Here is a 20416-nt window from a genome sequence, read left to right as displayed (position 1 = left end):
GGGTGCACCGCCCGTGGTGCAGGCCTCCTGGACCAGGCGCAGGCTCGCCTAAGAGGGTTTGCAGATTACCTACAATCAGAGTTGTGGAAAATAAGCAGTCCGGCCAGCCGCTGTCGCGTCGTGCAGTGTTCCTGGTCCCGGCCGGCGTCGCCATGCTCGCCGGGGTCAACGCCGCGCTCATGCTCGTCGGTGTCGGCGCCCCGGTCGAGGCGGCCCGAATGGGCGACCTGCACGGCATGCTCATGGTCGGCGGCTTCCTCGGGACCCTGATCGCGATGGAGCGGGCCGTCGCGCTCCGCGACCGGCTCGGCTTCGCCGCCCCCCTGCTGCTCGGCCTCGGCGGCATCGCGCTGCTCACCCCCCTGCCGGTCTCGGTCGGCAAGCTCCTGCTCCTCGACGGGGCGATCGCCTTCGCCCTCGTCTACGCCGCCCTGTTCCGGCGCAACCACGACGACGTCGTCATCGTCGAACTGCTCGGCGCCGTCTGCCTCGCCATCGGGTCGTTCCTCTGGCTCCAGGTCGAGATCCCGTGGCTGCTGCCGTGGCTCGTCGGCTTCGTGGTCCTCACGATCTGCGCCGAGCGGGTCGAGCTGGCCAGACTGCACATGCCACCGACCGGTGGCCGGACCCTGGTCCTGCACTCCGCAGCCCTGACCATCACCCTGGTCATGACGCTGCTCTGGCCGGACTTCGGCGCGCGCCTGACCGGTCTTGTCATCGTCTCCCTCGTGGTCTGGCTCGTCCGGCACGACGTCGCCCGTAAGACGATCCGGGCGACCGGCCTGCCCCGGTTCAGCGCAGCCTCCCTGCTCGGCGGCTACGTCTGGCTCCTCCTCGCCGCGGTGACGTGGGTCGTCGGTGGCGCCCAGCTCGAGGGTGACCTCTACGACCTCGTCGTCCACGCCACGATGCTCGGCTTCGCGATCTCGATGGTCATGGCCCACGCGCCCGTCATCCTGCCAGCGGTCCTGCGCCGGCCCCTGCCCTACCGGCCCATCATGTGGATCCCCTTGGTGCTCATGCACGTCGGCCTGGCCCTGCGGATCCTCGCAGGCGACCTCGGTGAGCTCTACCCGCTCTGGCAGGTCGGATCGGTCATCAACATCGTCGCCCTGCTGCTGTTCCTCGTCATCGCCATCGCGTCCAGCGTCGCCGGGCCGGTCGCGCACAAACCCCGCGGCCAGGCACCGCCCGGCGGGATCAAGCCCAGCGGCACAGCATCCACCTCGAGCAAGACTGCACCCACCCGGAGTCGTTCATGAGCACCTCCCGCGGCACGTGGTTCATGCGTGACCGTCCCGTCGCGATCTGGCTGTTCATCGCCTTCCTCGTCGCGCTGGTCCACCCGTTCTTCGCGTCGTCACGGTGGCTCATGGTCCACCTCGTCGTCCTCGGCGTCGTGACCCACTCGGCGATGGTGTGGAGCGTCCACTTCACCGACGCGCTGCTCAAGACGAAGGCGGGGTTCGAAGACCGTCGCTGGCAGACGGCCCGCCTCAGCATCTTCCAGGTCGGGATCATCCTCGTGTTCATCGGCGTCCCGACGAACATCTGGGCGCTGACCCTGGCCGGGGCCACGCTCATCTCGGTCGCCATCGTGTGGCACGCGATCGCGCTCGGGCGCCGGCTGCGCGCCGCGCTGCCCGGCCGGTTCCGGATCACCGTGCGCTACTACATCATCGCGGCGCTGCTGCTGCCGGTCGGCGCGACGTTCGGCGTGCTGCTCGCCCGCGGCCTCGCCGACCCGTGGCACGGGCGCCTCCTCGTCGCGCACAGCATGGTCAACCTACTCGGGTGGGTCGGGCTGACCGTGCTCGGCACCCTGGTCACGTTGTGGCCGACCATGCTGCGCACCCGGATGGCGCCGAACGCCGAGTCCGCCTCGAAACAGGCACTGCCGATCCTCGTCCTCGGCCTCGTACTGGTCGTCGCCGGGCCGCTAGTCGACCTCGCGCTCGTCGCGGCGGCGGGGGTCGTCGCCTACCTCGTCGGGACCCTCTGGGTCTACCGGCCGATCGTCACGGCCGCCCGGAACCGCCCGCCGGCCAGCTTCCCGGCCCTGTCCGCGGGCGCCGGGCTGCTCTGGCTGCCCATCGGCCTCGGGCTGATGGCCTGGTCGCTGCTGGAGCGCGGCTCCTGGGCCGACCTGTCCGACAACTACGGCATCCTCACCACGATCTTCGTCGTCGGTTTCGCCCTGCAGGTCGTCCTCGGCGCACTGTCCTACCTGCTGCCGGTCGCCATCGGTGGGGGCCCCCACGTGCTCCGGCTCGGGATACGGGAGATGGAGCGCTGGGCGACGGCCCGGGTCGTCGTCGCCAACGGCGCCCTGGCCCTGGCCCTGCTACCGGTGCCGAGCCTGGTCAGGGTCGTCCTGTCGGTGCTCACCCTGCTCGCGCTCGCGCTGTCGATCCCCATCCTGGGGCGCGGGGTCTACGCCGCGGTCAAGGGCAGGCGGGCTGCCGCGGAGCGGCCTCCCGCCCCCGACGGCGCCCCCCCGCAGCGGGTCGCGCCGCTGGCCACGTCCTGGTCGCGCGCCGAGCTCATCACCGGGGCGGCGGTCATCGCCGTCGGCGCGACCATCGGCGTCGGCCTCGACCCCACCGCCGCCGGCCTGAACATGACGTCGGGCAGGCGCGAACGCCAGTCCGCCTCGGCGGTCACCCCGACCGGCCGGACCACCACGGTGGAGGTCACCGCCAAGGACATGCGCTTCCACCCCGCCGAGGTGTCCGTACCACCCGGAGACAAGCTCGTCATCGAGCTGAAGAACACCGACTCCACGAACGTTCACGACATCGTCCTGGCCAACGGCGCATCGAGCGGACGCCTCTCGCCCGGCCAGAGCGCGACGGTCGAGGTCGGTGTCGTCGACGGCGACATCGACGGGTGGTGCTCTGTCGTCGGCCACCGCCAGATGGGAATGGTCTTCGCCGTCAGGACGACCGGCGCTGCCGTGTCGGGCGCGGAAGACACGAGCGGACCGGCCGGCGCCTCACCGCAGATCGACTTCATGAAGAAGTGGGGGGCCGACTTCAAGGGCATCGACCCGGTCCTGCCGCCCCTGACGCAAGAGCGGGTACGCCACGTCACCCTCACCGTCGAGGACGTCAAGACAGAGGTCGCGCAGGGGGTCCTCCAGACGCGGTGGACCTACAACGGCGGATCCGTCGCGCCCGTCCTGCGCGGCCGTGTCGGCGACACCTTCGTGGTCACCCTCGTCAACAACGGCAGCATGGCCCACTCCGTCGACTTCCACGCGAGCGAGATCTCACCGGACGTCCCGATGCGCGACATCGCGCCCGGGGAGAGTCTGGAGTACACCTTCACCGCCAACCGGTCCGGCATCTGGATGTACCACTGCAAGACGATGCCGATGACGGCTCACATCGCGGCCGGGATGGCCGGCGCCGTCATCATCGAGCCACCGGACCTGGCCAAGGTCGACCGGTCCTACGTCATCACCCAGTCCGAGCTCTACCTCAGCGAGCAGGGCGGCCCGGTCAACGCGGCAAAAGCGGCCGTGGGCCAAGCGGACGCCGTGATGTTCAACGGACTGGTGAACCAGTACGTCGACCAGCCGCTGACCGCGAAGGTCGGTGAGCGGGTGCGCGTCTGGGTCCTCGACATCGGCCCGAACCGGCCGCTGTCCTTCCACATCGTCGGGACCCAGTTCGACACCGTCTACAAGGAGGGCACCTACCTGCTCAAGGACGGCCGCGGACCGCTCGACCCACCGGACTACCACTCCGCGGGCTCCCAGACGCTCGGGCTGCTACCAGCCCAGGGCGGCTTCGTCGAGACGACCTTCCCGGAGGCTGGGCACTACACGATGCTCAACCACATCGCCGGCGACGCGGAGATCGGTGCCAGCGGGATCTTCGCAGCAACCAAGTAGCAGCCCAACCAATCCCGCCCGAAGGACCGCAGCGTCCGTTCCTGGCTGGGCTACCGCCTGACCACCCCTCAGCACTGCCGCGTCAGACTCCGCCAGCAGCTCAACACACCGAGGTGCACATGACCACGGGCTGAGTCGAATGCGTGTTATGCGCTGCTGGCTGCTGGACATAACACTTACGTCCCGACCTGGCTGGGCACGGTCTACGTCGCGTTCGTGATCGACGCCTGCTCGCGGCGGTGATCGGCTCCGCAGACCTGCCGTCCTGCTCGGCGGCCATGACCGCCGCTCGGACCAGCGGGGGTCCTTGAGGTCGAGGGAGCGAATGGTCTTGTCCCGCCTCTTCGTCGATCGCACCGGCCGGGCGCAGACCGTGCTGTACTCCTCGGCACATCTAGCCAGTCCTTGGAGTCGTTCTAGACCGTATGGAGTGACCGCCATCCGTCTTGGTGGGGGTTGCGGGCGCCTGCGAAGACTGCCCGGTGGCGAGGTCGCGCACGGCGCCACGTGGGTGGCTACGACAACCTCGGCGACTCCTGGTGCGCGCTGGCGATGTGGGAGGTCTACGTCACCGAGCCCATCCCCGACGCGGATCCGGCCACGCTTCGCACGGACCTCTCCTGGGTGCTCGCCGAGTAGGACCGGTCACCGCGGACTGGCACCGAGCCCTCGGTGCGCAACGACACCTCGGCCCAGCCGTCCGGGATGAGGTCGTGCGAGACCATGACCACGCTCTGGCGCGTGCCGCCGAGCCGTTCCAGCACCCGGCGCGCGGTCACCTCGTCCAGGTGCGCGGTGGGCTCGTCCAGCAGCAGCACCGGCCTGCCCGACAGGACGGCGCGGGCCAGGTTCAGCCGGGTGCGCTCGCCACCGCTCAGCCCGGTGAGCCGGGTGTCCAGCCCCTGGGTCAGTCGGCCAAGCCAGTCACCAAGGTCGGCCGTGTCCAGCGCGGAGAGGAGCTGGGCGTCGGTCGCCTCCGGTCGGGTCAGCAGCAGGTTGGCCCGCACGGTGTTCCGGAAGGCGTGCGGCTCGTCGTCGGCGATCGCCATCCGGCCGCGCACCTGCGCCAACGGCAGGTCCCGGATCTCGTGGGCGTCGTGGTGATAGGTCCCCGTGGAGGGGTCCAGGTGCCGGGCCAGCACCGCGAGCAGGGTCGACTTGCCGATGCCGTTCGGTCCGGTGAGGACGACCCGCTCGCCCGGGGCGACGAGCAGACTGGTCGCGGCCAGGTCCGGCAGGGTGGCTGCCGGGTCCCAGGTGGCCTCGACGTCGTCGGTGCGGAGGGTGGGCACGTGCTGCTGTGCCGGGTCGGGCTCGGTGGCAGGTATGCCGTGCCGCTCCGCCTCCTGCGCCACGGCCGGGGACTGCTCGAACATGGCCGAGAGGCGGTGCCGCGCCGCATGCGCACGGGCGCGGGCACCGAAGGCGTCGGGCAGCCCGGTCCAGGCCTCGGCCAGGGCCATCGGCGTCAGCGTCACCAGTGCCGCGACGGGTCCGCTCACCGTGCCGGCGGTGTACGCGGCGCCGGCCAGCCAGGCCACGCTGCCGACAGCGGCAGCGACGACCAGCCAGGTCGCCCCGATCGTGAGGCCCCGCGCGCGGCTCAGCCGGCGGGCCGCGCGGTCCGCCCTGGCCTGGCTCGCGTCGACCCGGTCGACGAGTCGGTCGGCACGGCCGAGTCCGGCGACCGCCTGCACCTGGGTCAGCTGTGCGGTGACCAGCGAGGTCACCCGGTGCACCGTGCCCCGCGCGCTGACCACGTGGTCGTGGGCCGACTGCTCGAGCCGCTGGTCCAGGAGCGCCAGCAGGAACGCGAGCACCGCGGCGGCGACGACGACCAGCCCCGCCCGAGGGAGGAACGCTCCGACGACCAATGCCGCGACCAGGCTGGCGATAGCGGCGTCCCACGCCGGCACGATCGCGCGGACCTGCTCGTCGCTGATGTCGTCCAGGTCGCGCACCACCGCGGTCAGCACGTCACCGCGGCTACGCCGACCCAGCCGTGCCGGGGTCAGCGGGATGAGCCGGCGGTAGGTGTCGGTCCGTGACGCGGCCAGACCCTCGAGTGCGACGTCGTGGGAGGTGACGCGCTCGGCATACCGCAGCACGGGTCGTGCCAGGCCGAACGCCCGCACACCTACGATCGCGACCAGCAGGGTGAGGACGACCGGTTGGTAGGACGCCTCGACGATGAGCCATCCCGAGGTCGCGGTCAGCGCGATCCCCGATGCCGTGGCCAGACCACCGAGCGCGGCGGCCAGCGCCAGGCGACCCCTGGGCGAGCGGCGACGCCGCTGCTGAGGTGCCCCGTCCTGCGCCCCGGGGGCACCCTCCCCGACGCGGGCTCGCTCCACGGGGGGTGCCGTGGTGGTGGCGCCGGCATCGGGAGCGTCGCCGTCACCGGTCTGTGGGGGAGGGGAGGTCAGCTGCCACTGCTCGTCGGCGAGGGCGGCCAGCACCTGGTCGTGCGTGGCCACCAGGACGCGGCGGTGGCGGGCCAGCTCGAGAACGACCGTGCGCAGCGCGGCGATCGTGTCGGGGGCGATGTGGGCGGTGGGTTCGTCGAGCAGCACGAGCGGTGCCTCGGACAGCACCGCGCGGGCCAGGCCGAGACGACCGCGCTGCCCGGCGGACAGCCCGAAGCCGTCGTCCCCCAGCACCGTGTCCAGCCCTTCCCGCAGGATCAGTGCCTGCCAGAGTCCGACGCGGTCGAGCGCCAGTCGCATCTCGCCGTCGGTGGCCGCGGGGCTGGCGAGGGCGAGGTTCTCGCGGACGGTCCCGGGCAGCAGGAGCGGGACCTGGGTCGCGAGGTGGGCGTGGGGTGCCTCGATCCGCCCGCTCGTGGGCAGCCGTAGTCCGCCGAGGAGCTCGAGCATGGTGGTCTTGCCGGCTCCGGACGGGCCGGTCAGGGCGGTCAGGCCGGGGGCGACGGACGTGGTGAGGGTCAGGTCGTGAAGGATGTCGGGGCGGCCGGGGTGGTGGTAGCGGACGTCGACGACCCGGACCTCGCCATCCGGCGCGCCCGGCCGTGGGGTGGTGGGGGCGCCGTCGTCGGCCAGGTCGTCGCGCAGCTGCTCGAGCGCCTCGGCGCCGTCGGCGGCGTTGTGGAACTCCGAGCCGACCCGGCGCACCGGCCAGTAGGCCTCCGGGGCCAGCAGGATCGCGGTCATCGCCGCCTGCAGGTCCATCACGCCGTAGGCCAGCCGCAGGCCGACGGCGACCGCGACCAGCGCGACCGAGATCGTCGCGAGCAGCTCCAGCGCCACGGTGCTCAGGAAGGCGGTCCGCAGCGTCCGCACCGTCGCCACCCGGTGCCGGCGACCGACCTCGGCCACGACGTCCACCTGGCGCTCGGCCCGGCCGTAGGCGACCAGGGTCGGCAGGCCACGCACGACGTCGAGGAAGTGCCCGGCCAGGTCGGTCATCGCCGACCAGCGTCGCCGCGTCTCGGCCTCGGTGTGTTTGCCGATCAGCGCCGCGAAGAGCGGCAGCAGCGGCAGGGTGAGCAGCACGATGAGCGCGCTCCAGAAGTCCACGACCAGCAGCGTCACCAGGCTCAGCGCCGGCACCACGGCAGCGGCGACGAGCGCGGGGAGGTAGCGCGCGACATACGGCTCGATGGCGGCGACGCCGTCGGTGGCCCGGGTGACCGCCTCGTCCGGCTGCGGGCGTGCCTCCTCGGGCAGCCGGGACCACCGCCGCAGCAGTTGGGAGCGGATGCCGGAGGCCACACGTTGGCCGGCCCAGCCGGCCAACGACTCCTGGCTCCCGGCGATCAGTCCGCGGGTGACGAGCAGCGCGACGGTCCAGGCCAGCGGTGCGGTCAGGGCACCGCCGGTCACCACCGTGCTGGCGAGCCAGGCGAGGCAGACCGCCAGTGCGACGGCGACGGCGCCGCTGAGCACCCCGGTGACGGACAGGACCGCCACCGGTGTCCGGGCATCGGGGACCCGGCGCAGCAGCTCCGGGTCGAACGGTTTCATGACTGCCCCGGACTACCTACCGAGAGGTCCTCCGCGGTGTCGGCCTGCGGGATGTGGTGCCCGCTGACCCGCTTGCGGAAGGTCCAGTAGGTGAAGGAGGTGTAGAGCAGGACGATGGGCACGAAGAGCACCGCGACCCAGGTCATGATCGTCAGCGTGTAGTCGGTCGAGGCGGCGTTGGTCACCGTCAGGTTGAAGGCGGGGTCGGTGCTGCTCGGCATAACGTCGGGGAAGAGCGCCAGGAACAGCGAGGCCACGGTCAGCGCGATGGCCACGAAGGTGCCGGTGAAGGCCCAGCCCTCCGATCCCTTGCGGGCCATCGCCAGGGATCCGAGCAACGCCACCGCGGCCAGTCCGGCAGCCGACCACGACAGCGCCGTGCCGGTGTCGAGGTGGATGGCGGCCAGCCAGACCACGGCGAGCACCGCGCTGACCCCGCCCACCCGGACGGCCAGCGCCCGCGCCTCGTGCCGGATCGGTCCGTCGGTCTTCAGCGCCAGGAACATCGCGCCGTGCGTGACGAACACGCCGAGGAACACGATGCCTCCGAGCAGCGCGAGCGGGTTGAGCAGGTTGAAGAAGCCCCCGGTGTACTCCATGTCCGCGTCGATCGGCACGCCCATGACGATGTTGGTGAACGCCACGCCCCAGAGGACTGACGGGACCACAGATCCCAGGAAGATGCACCAGTTCCAGCGCCGGCGCCACACGTCGCTGTCGACCTTGCCGCGGTAGTCGAAACCCAACGCTCGCACGATCAGGGCAACCAGGATGACGAAGAGCGGCATGTAGAAGCCGGAGAAGAGGGTGGCGTACCAGTGCGGGAACGCCGCGAACATGGCGCCGCCGGCGGTGATCAGCCACACCTCGTTGCCGTCCCAGAACGGGCCGATGGTGGAGAGCATGACCCGCTTGCGGGTCTCGCCGTCCAGCTTCTCGTCGCCGCGGCCGAGCACCGGGAAGAGCGCGCCGACGCCGAAGTCGAAGCCCTCCAGCACGAAGTAGCCGATCCACAGCACCGCGATGAGGATGAACCAGATGGTGCTCAGTTCCATTGCACTGCTTCCTTCTCGGGTATGCCGGGGGCTCAGTAGGTGAAGACGAAGGGTTGGTCCTCGGCCCGGTCGTCCGGATCGAGGGACTCGCCGTCATACTCGGGGGCACCCTCGCGGGTGTACTTGATGATCAAGCCGACCTCGATCACGGCGAGCACCCCGTAGAGCAGGGTGAACAGCGCCATCGTGGTGAAGACCTCGGCGGTGGTCGTGCCTGGTGAGACGCCGGTCTGGGTGGTCATCAGCCCGAAGACCAGCCAGGGCTGACGGCCCATCTCGGTGAAGATCCAGCCCCACGAGTTGGCGATCAGCGGCAGGAACATCACCCCGATGGCGGACCAGTACCAGAACCGGTGGTTCATCTCCTTGCCCTTCCACAACCAGAGCAGGGCTAGGGCGGCGATGACCATGGCGGCGAAGCCGAAGCCCATCATCAGCCGGAACGTCCAGTAGGTGACCGGGATGATCGGGCGGTAGTCGTCCATCGCGGTGAGCTCTTCACCGCTGTAGGTGAGCTGGTACTCGGCGTTGAGGTCGTTGATCCCCTCGACGGCGCCGTCGAAGGTGCCGGTGGACAGGTAGGAGAGGAGCTTGGGCACCGTGACGGCCCAGACCTCTTCGGTGCCGTCGAGCGTGCCGACGGTGATGATCGAGAAGGGCGCTCCCTCGCCCTCGGGCACCGAGTCGTAGAGCCCCTCGGCGGCCGCCATCTTCATCGGCTGGACCTCGGTCATTATTTTGCCCTGGATGTCACCGGTGACGATCGTACCCAGACCGCCGAGCAGGACGGCAATGGCGCCGATGGCTGCGGCCTTGCGATACATCGGCTGCTCGGATTTCGGGGTCCTGCTGCGCCAGACGTGCCAGAGTGCGATAGCCAGCATGAAACCACCGCCGGTCATCCATGCCGCGGTGAGCACGTGCGGGAAGGTGACCAGCTGCACCGGGTTGGTCAGCACCGCCCAGAAGTCGATCAGCTCGGCGCGACCGGTCTCGGGGTTGTTGAAGTAGCCGACCGGGTGCTGCATGAAGGAGTTGGCCGCGAGGATGAAGTAGGCAGAGAGCACAGTGCCGATGTGGATCACCCACATGCAGGCGGCGTGCAGCTTCTCGGGGATGCGGCCCCAGCCGAAGATCCACAGGCCCAGGAAGGTCGACTCCAGGAAGAACGCGAGCAGCGCCTCGATGGCCAGTGGCGCGCCGAAGATGTCACCGACGAAGCGGGAGTAGTCCGACCAGTTCATGCCGAACTGGAACTCCTGCACGATGCCGGTGACCAGGCCGAGCGCGAAGTTGATCGTGAAGAGCTTGCCGAAGAACTTCGCCAGCCGCAGCCACTCCGGGTTGCGTGTGCGCATCCACGCGGTCTGCAGGATGGCGACCAGCAGCGACAGACCGATCGTGATCGGCACGAAGAAGTAGTGGTAGACGGTCGTGATGCCGAACTGCCACCGAGCCAGTTCGAGTGCTTCCATTGAGGCGCGCTCCCACCTGAGTTCTTGGCGGTGCAGCAACTACTACACCGGTGTTTACACTACGCTGGGTAGTAATAAGGGGAGAAGCCGGGTCCTGCGACAAGCAGCTTCGCGGCGCCGTCACCGACTTCGCCGGCGATAGCCGCTTCGCCAACGCCTGGGCCGCGAACCTCTACGACCCGCGCCCGAGCACGCGGCCACGACCCCACGCGCGGTCAACAACTCGCCGTCCAAGCCCTCGTCGTCGCCTTCGCCGCAGGCAAGGCCATCGTGGATGAGTCCTCCGCCCGCGCCGCCATCACCGAAGTTGTCGTCGGCGCTCGAAAACTGGACAGTTTCGGCGGTCGAAAACTGGACGGTTTGGTCAGTCTAGCGAGCCCTGCTCGGCCTTGATGCTGGGCAGGGTCTCGATGCCTCGGTCGCGGAGGCGGTAGGACGCGCCCTTGAGCGCGATGACGTCGGCGTGGTGGACGATGCGGTCGATCATCGCGGCGGCGACCACCTGGTCGCCGAAGACGCCGGCCCAGGAGCTGAACGGCAGGTTCGAGGTGAGGATGAGGGAGGCGTGCTCGTAGCGGGAGGAGACGAGCTGGAAGAACAGGTTCGCGGCGTCCTGCTCGAACGGGAGGTAGCCAACCTCGTCGACCACGATCAGGGGGTAGCGGCGCAGCCGGATCAGCTCTGTGCCGAGGCGTCCACGCTGGTGGGCCTCGGACAGTCGGGTGACCCACTCACTCGCGGTGGCGAACAGCACCCGGTGGCCCTGGCGGGCGGCGGTGATCGCCAACGCCGCAGCCAGATGTGTTTTTCCCGTGCCCGGCGGGCCGAGCAGGACGACGTTGCGGTGCTCGGCCAGCCAGGCTCCGGACGCGAGGGCTTGGACGGGGGTGCGGGCGGCGGGTTGGTGGTCGAAGTCGAAGTCCTCCAGGGTCTTGCCCGCCGGCAGCCCCGCGGCGCGGATGCGCAGCTGGGCGCCGGAGGCGTTGCGGGCGGCGACCTCACGTTCGAGGACGGCGGCGAGGTAGTCCTCGTGGGTCCACCCGGCGTCGCGGGCGTGCTCGGCCAGCCGTGCCGCGGACTGGGTGATGCGCGGTGCTTTGAGCGCGGCCGCGAGGTGGGTGATCTGCTTGAGCGTCTGCTCCGCGGGCGTCGTCTTGGTGCTCACAGCGAGCCTCCTGCGCCGGCGTCGAGGCCGAAGGCGCGGTCATAGTCGGCCAGGTCCCGCACTAGGTCCTCGGGCGCCTCGGGGGCCACGGCCTTGTCGCGGTGCTGGTAGTCGCGGCGCAGCTCGGCCGCGGCGGCCACGTGGGCGGGGTCGGTGACGGTCATGGACCGGGCCCACCGGCGTGGGTGCTCGGCGACGAGCCGCCCGCCGTGCCGGACCCGCACGGTGTCGAGGTCGGCGGCCACGTCGACACGGGCACCGATCGCGGCCGGGTGCACCGAGTAGTCGCTGGTGTCGACGCGCACGTAGTAGTCCCGGCCGAGGCGGACGTGGTTGCGCCAGCCCAGGTGCAGCACCGCCGGCGGCAACGGCGCCATCTTGTCCTTGTCGACGGTGAGCAGGTCGACCGGACGCGCCTTGGTCGTGCGCACCACCCGGCCGTTCGCCCCGGTCAGCCAGTGGGTGAGCTGGGCGTTGAAGTCGGCCGGTGACTCGAAGTGGCGGCCGGGCATGAACGAGGTCTCGAAAAAGCCGTTGCGCCGCTCGACCACGCCTTTGGACTCGGGGTCCCGCGGTGGCAGCAGCACGATCTTGGTGGCCAGGGTGCCGGCGAACACCGCGGCCGGCTCGGTCAGCTTCCCGCGCCCGATCCCGGCCTCGTTGTCCCAGATCAGCCGGCGCGGCACGCAGCCCACCTGCGAGAGCAGGGCCCACATGCCCAGCAGCAGGTCGGTTGTCTTGCGGGTCGGGATCATCCGGGCGAGCATGAACCGGCTGTACGCCAGCGTCATCACCAGCACCGGCAGCAGCGCCCGCGAGCCGTCCTCGAGCAGGATCTTGCGCGGCGGGAACCACAGGTCGCACTGCGCCACGTCCCCGGCCGCCCAGGTCAACCGGTCCGCCGGATCGATCGGACGGTGGTCGGCCCTCACCCGGTTCACGTTGTCGCGGAACCAGCGGATCGAGCCGGTCCACCCGACCCGCTCGGCGAGCACGGTCGCGGGCATGTCCGGGGTGTCCGCGAGCAACGCCCGCACCCGTGCCTCGAACGGCGTGAACGACGTCAGGCCGCTCTTGCGTTCGTACTTCGGCGGTCCCTCCGAGGCGATGGCCTTACCGACAGTGGTCCTTGAGATTCCTAGCTTCCTGGCGATCGCAGCGTTCGGCACACCCTCACGGGCCAGCCTGCGGATCAGCGCCCAGTCTTCCATAGTGATCACTCTCCAATCGTGCTTGGGGTGTCCACTTTTCGAGCGCCGTTACCGTCCAGTCTTCAAGCGCCGCTGACAGAAGTCACGACAGAATGACCACCACCACGTCACCCTGACAACCAAGGCCCCGCCGGGCCGGTGCCTTCCATTCACCTACCCACATCGTCACCGATCATGACGCACTCGTCGTCACCCGACGCGGCCGTCAACAACCGAGATCGTCAACAGTGGCCCGCCAAGAGCAAGGGCTCCCACCTTCACAAGATCGTGTGTATCGACACCAGACACAGCTTGGCCGAACCGTCACCGACGCGGATCAGCCGTGGGCATAACGAGGGTGTCCCCACCACATGCTGAGATGCATAACCTGGACTGATTCTTAGAATCACGAGGCGGCGGTCTTACAATGTTGGGTGGGCCAGATCGGCGAGGACGGCCGGGTCGTGCTCGCCAGCGATCAGCGCCTCCAGCATCGCCCGCCCGGAGACGCCCATGATGTCGGTGGCCACGACCGACAGCTTGATCCCGGCGTCCTCGAGGACCTTCTCCAGCCGTTGGGCCTCGCGGGTCCGCGCCCGGGTGATCGCGGTGCGGGTGCGAGTCAGGTCACGCAGCGCCCGGATCGGTTCGGGCGGGACGAAGCTGGCGCGCAGCAGCCCGTGCGCGGCGAGCTGGGCCAGCCAGGCGGCGTCGGAGACATCCGTCTTGCGGCCGGGCAGGTTCTTCGCATCGCGGGCGTTGACCAGCATGACCTCGAACGGGCCGTCCTCGAGCAGGTACTAGAACGGTTTCCAGTAGTCACCCGTGGCTTCCATCACCACGCACGTCACGCCCGCGGCGACCAGGTGCTCGCGCAGGGCGAGGATGTCCCCGCTCATCGAGGACCAGGTGGTGATCTCCTCGATAGCACGGACCTTGCCCTCCGGCACGATCCGCACGCACGCCTTCGCGTCTCGCTTCGACAGGTCGAGCCCCGCGCAACGCGGGTGCAGCACTTCTTCCGCTCCTTCGGGTGTCGGTGTCGGGTGTCGGGTGTCGGGTGCGGACCGCGAGCGGGGCTGATCGAGTTCTGGAATCTGACTCTCGTGCTCGTAGCAACAATCCACGGTTCCCGTGGCAGGCCCCGCACCTCACACTGAGTTAACTGGCTCACCGGCACGAAGAAGTGTCCGAGGTCGACCGCGGTCCACACCCCTACTGTCCACCCACCCGCCCACGGTGACCAGCCCGGGATCTTCCGGTCCCACGATGGCCGCCCCGCGGCCCCGGTCACTGAGCTGAAGTCGCCGTGCTTCCGCATCCCGCGCAACCCGAACGTGGAGAACGTCTGCGCATGCCGACGTTCGTTTGGTGATCCCTGGCCCGGGCCGCGCCAGCCGGACTGCCGCTCCTACATGCCCATGCCCTGGGACGAAGACTACGAACCACCCGCACCCTGGCGTCGGCAAACCGGGTGGACCCGGGGGCAGACCGCAGCTGTCTCGACGGAGCTAGTAGCAACCAAGAGCTCGGGGCCGCACGCTCCCGCTGCCGAAGCGGGTGTCTGATCGCCAGTCAGTGACGAGCCACAGGCGATGAAGAACGTCCAGGTCATGCATGTCGACCACCTTGGCTCGTAACCGACCCGAAGCAACGGGATCTCTGAACGCGCATCGCCCAGCGCGCGCTCATCAGCGTCAGGTGCCCGTCAGGCTCGCCGCGCACCGGGTTCGGGGCGAGGGTAGCTGTGAGGGTCGTCGCCGCTGGCGGTGCCGGTGACATGCTCTGCGTGCGAGAGGGCCTCGGCGAGCAGACTGTGCACATGGGGGTCGGTCCCGGTGTAGTGCACGTACGTGCCGGTGCGCCGGCTGCTCACCAGGCCAGCCAGGCGGAGCTTGGACAGGTGCTGGCTGACCGTGGTAGGTGAGGCGTCGACCAGGTCGGCCAGGACGTTCACGCTCACTTCAGCCTGCGCCAATGCCCACAGGATCTTGACCCTTGTCGGGTCCGAGAGCAAGCGGAACGTCTCTGCGGCGATCCGGGCGTGCTCGTCATCAGGTGCCTGGTTCATGGGTTGTTCGTGCACGTCTCGAGGGTAGCGACCAGGCAGGGGGTGAGAATGAAGGAAAGATTCATACCTGCGTAGTTATGCAGGTATGCTGTCTCGGTGACTGCCGACCATCAGAGGAACCGCCGCTCCGCCGAGTCGGCGGCCGACCGGTCCCACGCTCCCCACCATCACCACAGCGGCCACGGGGGCGCTGACGCCCACGAGCCTCATGGACACGGAGGCGGGATGTGGGGCCGGTTTAAGCATGCGGTGACGCCGCACAGCCACGATCACACCGACTCGATCCAGACGGCTGAGGAGTCCAGCAGCATCGGCATCCGCGCAGCGTGGATCAGCCTGGCTGGGATGGGCGCCACCGCCCTGCTGCAGATCGTCATCGTGGCGCTGAGCGGTTCGATCGCCCTGCTGGCGGACACCGTGCACAACCTGGGGCACCTGGCCACCACCATCCCGTTGATCATCGCCTTCCGCATCGGGCGCCGGCAGCCGACCCGGCGCTACTCCTACGGCTACCGCCGCGCCGAGGACCTCGTGGGGCTGCTGATCGGCCTGGTCATCGCACTGTCTGCGGCACTGATCATCTGGGAGTCGGTGCGGGCACTGCTGCAGCCGCGCGAGTTGACCAACCTGGGCTGGGTCATGGCCGCCGCACTGATAGGGGCAGCCGGCAACGAGGCGGTGGCGATCTACCGGATCCGTGCCGGGCGGCGGATCGGATCGGCTGCCCTGGTGGCCGAAGGTCAGCACGCGCGCACCGACGCACTGACATCGCTGGCCGTAGCGATTGGCGTCATCGGAGTCTGGCTGGGGGTGCCGCAGCTCGACCCGCTGATCGGCCTGGTTATCGGCGCGGTCATCATTGCCGTGCTCATCGCCTCCGTGCGGACCGTCATCAGGAGGCTGATGGACGGCGTTGACGACGGCACCCTCGAGCGCGTGGAGGCTGCTGCTGCTGAAGTGCCCGGTGTCACCGGCGTCGGCGAAGCCCGTGCCCGCTGGTCAGGCCACCGGATGCACGCCGAGGTCGACATCACCGCCGACTCGGGCCTGACGCTGCCGCGGGCGCACGAGCTCTCCGCCCGAGTACGTGAGCACCTGATGCGGATGGTGCCCCACCTTGAACGGGTCGGCGTATACGTGGTGCCAGGGGCCGGTGAACCTGCACCGATCCGTGAAGCCACGCAGCCCGCCCAAACCCCGGTGGCTCCGCATGCCTGGCCCCACTGAGAAGCCCACCCTCAGCACCCGCCACCCCGCGCCCGAGGACCTGACGCGGTACGCCTGGCTGTCCATCGCCACGGCGATCGCGACGATCCTGCTCAAGGGCACCGCCTGGTGGCTGACCGATTCCGTGGGTCTGCTCTCCGACGCCGCGGAGAGCAGCGTCAACCTGGTGGCCGCGGTGGTCGCGCTGGTCGCGCTGCGCGTGGCCATCAAGCCGCCGGACCGCAAGCACAACTTCGGCCACAGCAAGGCGGAGTACTTCTCCGCGGCGGTCGAGGGCGTGATGATCTTCATCGCCGCCGCGGTCATCCTGATGGCCTCGGTTCGCCGATTCCTGGACCCGTCACCGTTGGAGAACGTCGGGATCGGCCTAGCCATCGCGATCCTCGCCTCCGTCCTCAACGGCACGGTTGCCTGGGTGCTGCTGCGCGCAGGGAAGAAGCACCGGTCCATTACCCTCGTCGCCGACGGCAAGCACCTGCTCACCGACGTGTGGACTTCCGTCGGCGTCGTCGTGGGCGTCATCCTGGTGTGGCTCACGGGGTGGGAGCGGCTGGACCCGATCATCGCCTTCGCTGTCGGGGTGAACATCCTCGTCACCGGGTGGGGGCTCCTCCGGGCCTCCACGGCCGGCCTGATGGACGGCTCGCTCCCGGCCGAGGACAACGCACGGATCGTCGGTGTCATCGAGACGTTCATCGCCCGGTTCGAGGGCGAGGACGTGCACTACCACGCCATCCGAACCCGGGAGTCGGGACACCGCAGGTTCATGGAGATGCACCTGCTGGTCCCGGGCATCTGGACGGTCAAGCGCGGGCACGACGTGGCCGAGGACCTGACCGACGCGCTTCTGGTGGAGTACCCGGACCTGCGTGTGCACCTGCACCTCGAGCCGGTCGAGGACCCACGGTCCTACGAGGACATCGGCATCTGACGTCGCGCGGCCGGAGCCGGATCAGCGGGGGCAGCGACTGCCTCACCTCCCACCGTGACATGGTTTCACGGCTCTTCGACTTTGAGCGTGGTGGGGCCCTGAAGTAGGGCTCGCGGCCCTGCGCCAGCATGGGTGTTGTCTAGGCATCCAAGAGCGAGGACCGCGAGCGTGCACCAGCGTACGTTCGACGTCGATGCGGCGTCGATACTGTTCAACCTGTCCGGCTACCGAGTCGTGAGCGCCGGCGCTGCTGTCGGCGACCAACCGAGGCGGGTGCTGATCGAGACGGTCGCCGGCGAGGGCGCGTGCCCGTCCTGCGGGGTGCTGTCCTCGCGGGTCCAGGCCCGGCCGACCCAACACGTGAAAGACGTGACCTGCGGCGGGCAGCCGCTGGATGTGGTCGTGCGCAAGCGGCGGTACGCCTGCGGTGAGGCGCTGTGCCCGCGGCGCTCGTTCACCGAGGAGACCGAGCAACTACCGGCCCGGGCACGGGTCACGACCCGGCTGGCCGAGCAGGTGATCTCCGCCTGCCGGGCCGAGCCCCGCGCGGTGTCCCGCGTCGCGGACGAAGCGGCCCTGTCGTGGCCGACGGTGATGCGCATGCTGACCACCACCGTGGACCTGGACACCGGCGTGGACCGCCGGCACGTGGCGCGCCTGGGGATCGATGAGCACCGGTTCCGCACCGTGCGCTACCTGCGCGACCCCGACACCCAGTCCGTGAAGCGGGTCGAGCCCTGGTCGATCGTGTTCACCGACCTGGACGACGGCGCCATCCTGGACGTCGTCGACGGCCGCCGCGGCGCGACCGTCAAGGCGTGGCTGGGCGCCCGGCCCCGGTGGTTGAGAATGACAAGTCCATTTGGCCCCACTGTGCTGTTCTGATTTGGCCCCACCCTCGGGGGGGGGGGGGGGCTGAGGGCGTGTCGATGGTGCTCGGTCTCCCCGGAGGGGGTCAGCGTGGTGGGGTCACCTCCTGGCGGGTGCGGGTGGTAGCGAGTCGGTAGGACTGGGTGCCGGTGTTGATGATGTGGGCGTTGAAGGTGAGCCGGTCGACGACGGCGGCGGCCAGTCGGGGGTCGGTGAAGGTGGTGCCCCACTCGCTGAACGGGGCGTTGGACGCGCAGGCGATGGAGGCTCGTTCCTCGCGGGCGGTGATGATCTGGAAGAGCAGCTCGGCCCCGCGGGGGTCGAGGTGGACGTAGCCGATCTCGTCCAGGCACAGCAGGTCCAGTCGGGCGTACCGGTTGACCACGCGGGTGAGCTGCTTGTCGTCGGCGGCCTCGGTCAGCTCGTTGACCAGGGCCGCGGTGGTGATGTAGCGGACCCGGTGACCCTGCTCGGCCGCGGCCATGCCCAGGGCGATGAGTAGGTGCGTCTTGCCGGTTCCGGAGTCGCCGAGCAGCACCAGCGGTTGCCCGGCCTCGATCCACGCGCCGGTGCCCAGGTGGGCCAGGGTCGCGGCGGGCAGGTCGGGCAGGCGGGCGGTGTCGAAGTCGGACAGGCGCTTGTGGCGGGGGAACTTGGCCTCGTTGATCCGACGTTGTCGGCGCCGGTGCTCACGGTCGTCGCACTCGGCGGAGAGCACCTCGGCCAGGAATGCCAGGTGGGTCAGGCGGGCCTTGGCCGCCGCGGCCGCGTACCGGGCGGCTTCCTCCCGCACGGTCGGCAGCCCCAGGGCCTTGGCGGCGGCGGTGACCGCGGCCTGGGCGGCGTCGGCACCGAGCGCGGTGACCGCTGGCGTGGCCGCGCTCATGCTCCGGCCCCGGTGAGCAGCTGGTCGTAGGAACCCAGGCAGGGCGCCGGGCGGTGGACCAGGGCCGCTGGTGGTGCACCCTCGGGCACGGGCACCGGTGGCGGGCTGGGCGTCGCGTGCAGGAGCCGGCGGGCGGTCATGGCGATGACGTCGGCGTCGAAGACCCCGGCTGTCGTGGCCTCGGTGATCCCGGTCAGCACCGCGTGGGTGGGCAGGGTGCGGTGCAGCAGCAGCGCCTCGATCAACGCCCTGGTGCCGCCGCTGTCGCCCAGGCGGGCACGGGCGGCCCTCCAGTACGCCTCGTGGACCGGGGTGAACGTCCGGTTCGCCCGGGCGGTCGCCAACGCGCTCGAGCCGGCCAGGGCGCCGGGTTTGCGGGTCAGGACCTCCAGGTAGTGGTCCAGCACCAGGTCCTGGGAGCCCTTGTGCAGGGAGCGGACGTGCTCGGCGATCACCGTGCCGCGGTCCAGCACCCGCACGGTCGTGGCGCCGAGCGCGACGTCCAGGCGGGTCCCGGCGTAGCGGGCCGGGACCGAGTAGTACGACTGGCGCACGCACACTCGCGCCTTGGCGTCCACCCGCACCGACAGTGCCGCCGAAGCGTCGAAGGGGACTGGTGGCAACGCCAGCAGCAGCGGGGCCTCGTCCGCGAACATGGCTCCGACGGTGACCCGGCGGGCGCCGATGCGGCGGGCGTCGTCGCGGGCGTCGGCGGCGGCCATCGCCTCGTTCAGCGCGGCCAGGGAGCCCACGTGCGGGACCGGGGTCAGGTGCCGGCGACGGAACCGGCCGATCTCTCCTTCGACCCCGCCTTTCTCGTGCGCGCCCTCGATCCCGGGCTGGCAGTAGAAAGAGTCGAAGCCGTAGTGCGACCGCAGGGCAACGAAGCGTGGGTGTTCGAACCGTTCCCTGCCCAACGCGCACCGGATGACCGCGGGCTTGAGGTTGTCGTAGCGGATCATCCCGGTCGGTGTCCCGCCGAACGCGGCGAACGCGCGCACGTGCCCGTCCAGGAAAGACTCCTGGGACTGGTTGGCGTAGGCGTAGTGGAACGCCCGGCCCGAGTGCGACAGGCGCATGCAGAACATCCACAGCCGCAGCACGACGCCGCCGATGCTGGCGCGGAACTCACCGAAGTCGACCTCGGCCTCCTCACCCGGCGGGTGCTCCTGGACGATCATCACCTGGGTCTGTGACCCGGCGACCTCGGCGCGTAGGCCGGCCACGAGGTTGCGCACCGTGGACTCGGCCACGACCGCTCCTTCCTCCTCGATCAGCCGCTGCCAGACCCGGCGGGCGGTGTGCCGCTGCTTGCGGGGCGCGTCCAGGTCCTGCGTCAACCAGGACCGCACGAGTTCCACGTGCGCACCCGTGACAGGTGCCTCACGCTCGGGCACCTTCCGTGGCGGTGGGACCGCGTCGGCCAACGCCGCACGGACCGTGCGCCGGTGCACACGGTGCTTCCTGGCGAGCTCTCTGATCGACAGGCCTTCATCGCGCCGGTCGCGTCGGATACGTTCGAACTGCTCCACTCTCGATCTCTCCTTCACCCTCCACCTCCGTGATCGCCTTGGCAGACGATCCGGACAGTAGAGGGAAGTTCGGGGTCGAGGGTGGGGCCACTTCAGACCAGCACTACACCTCCAAGTGGGGCCACTTCAGACT

At 69.9% G+C, this 20416-nt stretch carries 13 protein-coding genes and 1 pseudogene; 5 read left to right on the top strand and 9 right to left on the bottom strand.

Going from position 1 to position 20416, the window contains the following annotated elements; all coding sequences use genetic code 11:
* Positions 1-83: 83 nt before the first annotated feature.
* Together SGUI_RS09970 and SGUI_RS09965 are read left to right on the top strand one after the other, a co-directional pair.
* A complete protein-coding gene (locus SGUI_RS09970; protein ID WP_202816575.1) occupies positions 84-1262 on the top strand; it encodes a hypothetical protein in 1179 nt (392 codons plus the stop codon).
* Entirely contained in the window at positions 1259-3898 is a 2640-nt protein-coding gene (locus SGUI_RS09965; RefSeq protein WP_066639500.1) for a multicopper oxidase domain-containing protein, read from the top strand. Before SGUI_RS09970 ends, SGUI_RS09965 begins: the two co-directional genes overlap by 4 nt.
* A gap of 563 nt (positions 3899-4461) precedes the next feature.
* Here SGUI_RS09965 and cydD read toward each other — a convergent pair.
* The 7 genes and pseudogenes from cydD to SGUI_RS09930 all read right to left on the bottom strand — a co-directional run bounded on the left by cydD (position 4462) and on the right by SGUI_RS09930 (position 14852).
* Positions 4462-7881: a thiol reductant ABC exporter subunit CydD gene (gene cydD, locus SGUI_RS09960; RefSeq protein WP_066639498.1), complete on the bottom strand. Its 3420-nt coding sequence runs from the start codon at positions 7879-7881 to the stop codon at positions 4462-4464.
* Entirely contained in the window at positions 7878-8936 is a 1059-nt protein-coding gene (gene cydB / locus SGUI_RS09955) for a cytochrome d ubiquinol oxidase subunit II (protein ID WP_066639496.1), read from the bottom strand. The genes cydD and cydB overlap by 4 nt, the downstream gene beginning before the upstream one ends.
* 32 nt (positions 8937-8968) lie before the next feature.
* Positions 8969-10411, bottom strand: a complete 1443-nt coding sequence (locus tag SGUI_RS09950; protein WP_066639488.1) for a cytochrome ubiquinol oxidase subunit I — start codon at positions 10409-10411, stop codon at positions 8969-8971.
* A gap of 364 nt (positions 10412-10775) precedes the next feature.
* Positions 10776-11576 (bottom strand): IS21-like element helper ATPase IstB, encoded by an 801-nt coding sequence (gene istB / locus SGUI_RS09945; protein ID WP_066639485.1) that lies wholly within the window; start codon positions 11574-11576, stop codon positions 10776-10778.
* Entirely contained in the window at positions 11573-12787 is a 1215-nt protein-coding gene (gene istA / locus SGUI_RS09940) for an IS21 family transposase (RefSeq protein ID WP_066639483.1), read from the bottom strand. Before istA (SGUI_RS09940) ends, istB (SGUI_RS09945) begins: the two co-directional genes overlap by 4 nt.
* Positions 12788-13191: 404 nt before the next feature.
* A pseudogene (locus SGUI_RS18050) lies at positions 13192-13782 on the bottom strand (IS110 family transposase); the annotation flags it as partial.
* A 692-nt stretch (positions 13783-14474) separates the two neighbouring features.
* Entirely contained in the window at positions 14475-14852 is a 378-nt protein-coding gene (locus SGUI_RS09930; protein ID WP_237141323.1) for an ArsR/SmtB family transcription factor, read from the bottom strand.
* A 234-nt stretch (positions 14853-15086) separates the two neighbouring features.
* On the opposite strand from SGUI_RS09930, the gene SGUI_RS09925 reads away from it, so the two are divergent.
* The 3 genes from SGUI_RS09925 (at position 15087) to SGUI_RS09915 (ending at position 17880) form a co-directional block, all read left to right on the top strand.
* Positions 15087-16064 carry a cation diffusion facilitator family transporter gene (locus SGUI_RS09925; RefSeq protein WP_237141322.1) on the top strand — a complete coding sequence of 326 codons (978 nt, stop codon included), beginning with the start codon at positions 15087-15089 and terminating at the stop codon, positions 16062-16064.
* Positions 16048-16995 (top strand): cation diffusion facilitator family transporter, encoded by a 948-nt coding sequence (locus SGUI_RS09920; RefSeq protein ID WP_066639476.1) that lies wholly within the window; start codon positions 16048-16050, stop codon positions 16993-16995. The genes SGUI_RS09925 and SGUI_RS09920 overlap by 17 nt, the downstream gene beginning before the upstream one ends.
* A 168-nt stretch (positions 16996-17163) precedes the next feature.
* On the top strand, positions 17164-17880 hold the full coding sequence (locus tag SGUI_RS09915) for a helix-turn-helix domain-containing protein (protein ID WP_237141321.1): 717 nt from the start codon (positions 17164-17166) through the stop codon (positions 17878-17880).
* 70 nt (positions 17881-17950) lie between these two features.
* On the opposite strand, the gene istB (SGUI_RS09910) is transcribed toward SGUI_RS09915, so the two are convergent.
* Positions 17951-18751 carry an IS21-like element helper ATPase IstB gene (istB, locus tag SGUI_RS09910; protein ID WP_066636906.1) on the bottom strand — a complete coding sequence of 267 codons (801 nt, stop codon included), beginning with the start codon at positions 18749-18751 and terminating at the stop codon, positions 17951-17953.
* Entirely contained in the window at positions 18748-20301 is a 1554-nt protein-coding gene (istA, locus tag SGUI_RS09905) for an IS21 family transposase (RefSeq protein WP_066636904.1), read from the bottom strand. Before istA (SGUI_RS09905) ends, istB (SGUI_RS09910) begins: the two co-directional genes overlap by 4 nt.
* Between the last annotated feature and the right edge of the window lie 115 nt (positions 20302-20416).

The organism is Serinicoccus hydrothermalis (assembly GCF_001685415.1).
In the GTDB taxonomy this organism is placed as follows: Bacteria; Actinomycetota; Actinomycetes; order Actinomycetales; family Dermatophilaceae; genus Ornithinicoccus; species Ornithinicoccus hydrothermalis.
The sequence above is the reverse complement of the archived record's forward strand: the minus strand, read 5'-3'. Positions and strand labels throughout refer to the sequence as shown.

What these genes read in the sequence shown, in the direction of transcription:
- SGUI_RS09965 (WP_066639500.1), top strand. Translation starts at nt 1,259, where the DNA reads ATGAGCACCTCCCGCGGCACGTGGTTCATGCGTGACCGTCCCGTCGCG.
- cydD (WP_066639498.1), bottom strand. Translation starts at nt 7,881, where the DNA reads ATGAAACCGTTCGACCCGGAGCTGCTGCGCCGGGTCCCCGATGCCCGG.
- cydB (WP_066639496.1), bottom strand. Translation starts at nt 8,936, where the DNA reads ATGGAACTGAGCACCATCTGGTTCATCCTCATCGCGGTGCTGTGGATC.
- SGUI_RS09950 (WP_066639488.1), bottom strand. Translation starts at nt 10,411, where the DNA reads ATGGAAGCACTCGAACTGGCTCGGTGGCAGTTCGGCATCACGACCGTC.
- istA (WP_066639483.1), bottom strand. Translation starts at nt 12,787, where the DNA reads ATGGAAGACTGGGCGCTGATCCGCAGGCTGGCCCGTGAGGGTGTGCCG.
- SGUI_RS09920 (WP_066639476.1), top strand. Translation starts at nt 16,048, where the DNA reads ATGCCTGGCCCCACTGAGAAGCCCACCCTCAGCACCCGCCACCCCGCG.
- istB (WP_066636906.1), bottom strand. Translation starts at nt 18,751, where the DNA reads ATGAGCGCGGCCACGCCAGCGGTCACCGCGCTCGGTGCCGACGCCGCC.